This is a genomic window from Treponema sp. UBA753, assembly GCF_002297325.1.
GTDB lineage: Bacteria > Spirochaetota > Spirochaetia > Treponematales > Treponemataceae > Treponema_D.
In genome coordinates this window covers 1-2,877 of record NZ_DBKJ01000092.1, presented here as the reverse complement: position 1 = coordinate 2,877, position 2,877 = coordinate 1, and the positions used below count along the sequence as shown (strand labels likewise).

The window sequence follows — 2,877 nt, the reverse complement described above, 5'->3', positions numbered from 1 at the left end:
TGTTCAGGATTTTCTTTTGCAAGGATATAAAGATGAAGAATTATGGGTCGAATGTCGATTTTTAATAAAACAGCTACTAAACAGCCCAAATGTCGAGTTTTGATAAGAACAGTAATTTAAGTGTCATTCCCGATAATGACACTTAAATTTAAAACTCGACATTCGATCTTATTTTTCTTTTAGCTCCATTCAGGGGAAGTCCAAAGGTTCAGCTTTGTGCCGATTTTATTTTTTATTGCGCTGTCGTAGCAGAATCTTCCCCAGGCAACGTCTTCTGTTGGCATTCCGCCGACTGCGTAAACAATTATTTGTTCATCGCTATCGCGAGCTTGTTTCTTGTTGTTTACAATATCGCCAATTTCTACCAAGTCTGATTCTTTTACAATGCCTTCTACAACTGCGTCGTAAAAAGCCATGCCAATTAAGGTTGAAACGTTCTTTTGTGTTGGAGCAGGTTTTCCTTTTCCCCAGCCGACGTACATTTTGTAGTCATCGCTTACAAGCTTGAATTTTTTTGTGTCTTTCCAGCCTTCGTGGTTCATTAAAAGTGCGCTTGTGCTTATTACTAAAGCTCCACTTTTTATCCATTCATCTTTTAGGAAAGGATTGTCTTCATATTTTGCGGCATTTGTTGTTCCAAAATAAATAATGTCGCTGTCTTTTGCGGCGCTTTCGATTGAATCGCAAACAACAAAATTTTTGAATGTAGGGCAATATTCCTTGCAAAAATCTATAAATTCATTGATACCTTTTTCTGAGCGGCCTTTGATTTTTATTGTTGTTACAGAAGGTTTTTCTGTCGCGATTGCTAAGGCTGCGGTTCGTCCCATTACACCAGGACCTACAATTGTTGCAATTTTTGGCTCTTTTATGGAAAGATAGCGGATTCCAAGTCCTGGAACGGCTCCCGTTCGCATTGAACTTATAAGGTTTGCAGACATATATGCGTAAGGGGCGCCAGTTTCTGCATCAAGAAGTTGAAGCATTAAAACTGAGCGAGGCAATCCTTTTGAGCGGTTTGTTTGGTGAGAACCGTAAGTTTTTATTCCGCAGGTATGAAATTCTCCGCCTAGATATGCAGGCATCGCCATAAAGCGATAGTCAGGTCCATTAAGAGGAAAATTCTTTATAGGAGAGCTTTCCGGGAACGACATTTTTAAGCCGTGCTCATTGCCGTTTGCTCCGCCCATTCGGTAATCTCCGTTTCCGATTAGCGAAAAATGTTTTTCCATTACGTCGATGCAGTTTTTCATGTTTTTTACGCCGCATTTAATCAAATCTTTTTCGTTTAGAAACAGAATGTCGATATTAGGAAAAATGTTTTCATTCATATAAAACCTCCAAAGTGGTTCAGAAAATTATTTTTCAAAATCTTGATTCATTATATTTGCCGAAAAAAAATTTCCAATGCGAATTTTTACAAGAAAAATAAAAATTTTAGTTTTACATTGTTGCAAAGTGAGGTTGAACATGGAACGTATAGCAGAACATCCTATTTTAGGAGTTCCTGAAAAAGGGGAACTCGTAACGTTTATATTTGACGGAAAAGAAATGCAAGGGTATGAGGGTGAGCCGATTGCAATGGCCTTGCGTGCGGCAGGAATTTTAAAGCACAGAGAAACTTCTAAATTGCATAAACCAAGAGGAATTTTTTGTGCTATTGGGCGTTGCACAGACTGCGTAATGGTTGTCGATGGCGTTCCAAATACTAGGACTTGCATAACTCCTTTAAAAGCCGGAATGAAAGTTCAAACTCAGTATGGATGTTCGGCTGAAAAAACTTGGTAAGGCGGAAACAAATATGGAAAGATATGATTTGATTGTAATTGGCGCAGGACCTGCTGGTCTTAGCGCAGGAATAGAAGCGGCTAAGCACGGAATGAATGTTATGATTTTTGATGAAAACCATAAACCGGGCGGACAGCTTTTTAAGCAGATTCATAAATTTTTTGGTTCAAAAGAACATAAGGCAAAAATCCGTGGATTTAACATTGGAACGGAACTTTTAAAAGAAGCGGAAGAAGTTGGCGTTAAGGTAAAACTGGATGCGACTGTAACTGGCATTTTTGAAAACAAGGAAGTTACTGTAAATCATGATGGCGCGATTCATCATTACAAAGGTTCAAGTGTGATTATTGCCACCGGTGCGGCGGAAAACATGGTTCCTTTTGAAGGATGGACTTTGCCGGGCGTTATTGGAGCTGGAGCGGCTCAGACAATGATGAATCTGCACGGTGTAAAGCCTGGAAAAAAGATTCTTATGCTTGGAAGCGGAAACGTTGGCCTTGTTGTTAGTTTTCAGCTGCTGCAGGCAGGCTGCGAAGTTGTTGCATTAGTTGACGCAGCTCCTAGAATCGGCGGTTATGGCGTTCATGCGGCAAAGGTTGCCCGAACCGGAGTTCCGTTTTTTCTGGGTTATACAATCAAAAAAGTTGAAGGAACTGAAAAAGTTGAAGGTGTAACAATCGGCAAGGTTGACGAGCATTTTAAGATTATTCCGGGAACAGAAATTCATTTTGATGTTGACACAATTTGTGTTGCGGTTGGTCTTTCGCCAATGAGTCAGCTTTTGAAAATGTCTGGCTGTGCAATGGAAGATAATCCAAGACGTGGCGGGCAAGTTCCGATTGTTGATGAATATGGCGAAACTTCTGTTCCTTGTCTTTTTGCGGCAGGAGATGTAAGCGGAATTGAAGAAGCAAGTTCTGCGATGATAAAAGGACGAATGGCAGGTTTGCGCGCCGCCTATAAGACAGGATTTGCAGAAGAAAATTTGATGGAGCAGAACGAGTCTTTGTTTGAAAAAGATTTGGACAGTTTGCGCCAGGGAATGTTTGCTCCTTGCAACCGTGGAAAACTGATTGAAAAGACAGACGA

Annotated in this window: 3 protein-coding genes; 2 read left to right on the top strand and 1 reads right to left on the bottom strand. The window is 40.4% G+C overall.

From position 1 onward, the window contains the following. Nucleotides 1-179: 179 nt before the first annotated feature. On the bottom strand, nucleotides 180-1,331 hold the full coding sequence (locus B4C08_RS07930) for a tyramine oxidase subunit B (RefSeq protein WP_296664295.1): 1,152 nt from the start codon (nucleotides 1,329-1,331) through the stop codon (nucleotides 180-182). A gap of 139 nt (nucleotides 1,332-1,470) precedes the next feature. On the opposite strand from B4C08_RS07930, the gene B4C08_RS07925 reads away from it, so the two are divergent. Together B4C08_RS07925 and B4C08_RS07920 are read left to right on the top strand one after the other, a co-directional pair. Then, nucleotides 1,471-1,788, top strand: a complete 318-nt coding sequence (locus B4C08_RS07925; RefSeq protein ID WP_296091510.1) for a (2Fe-2S)-binding protein — start codon at nucleotides 1,471-1,473, stop codon at nucleotides 1,786-1,788. A gap of 13 nt (nucleotides 1,789-1,801) precedes the next feature. Next, the coding region (locus B4C08_RS07920) for an NAD(P)/FAD-dependent oxidoreductase (RefSeq protein ID WP_296664294.1) at nucleotides 1,802-2,877 on the top strand (1,076 nt) is incomplete at its 3' end.

What these genes read in the sequence shown, in the direction of transcription:
- B4C08_RS07930 (WP_296664295.1), bottom strand. Translation starts at nt 1,331, where the DNA reads ATGAATGAAAACATTTTTCCTAATATCGACATTCTGTTTCTAAACGAA.
- B4C08_RS07925 (WP_296091510.1), top strand. Translation starts at nt 1,471, where the DNA reads ATGGAACGTATAGCAGAACATCCTATTTTAGGAGTTCCTGAAAAAGGG.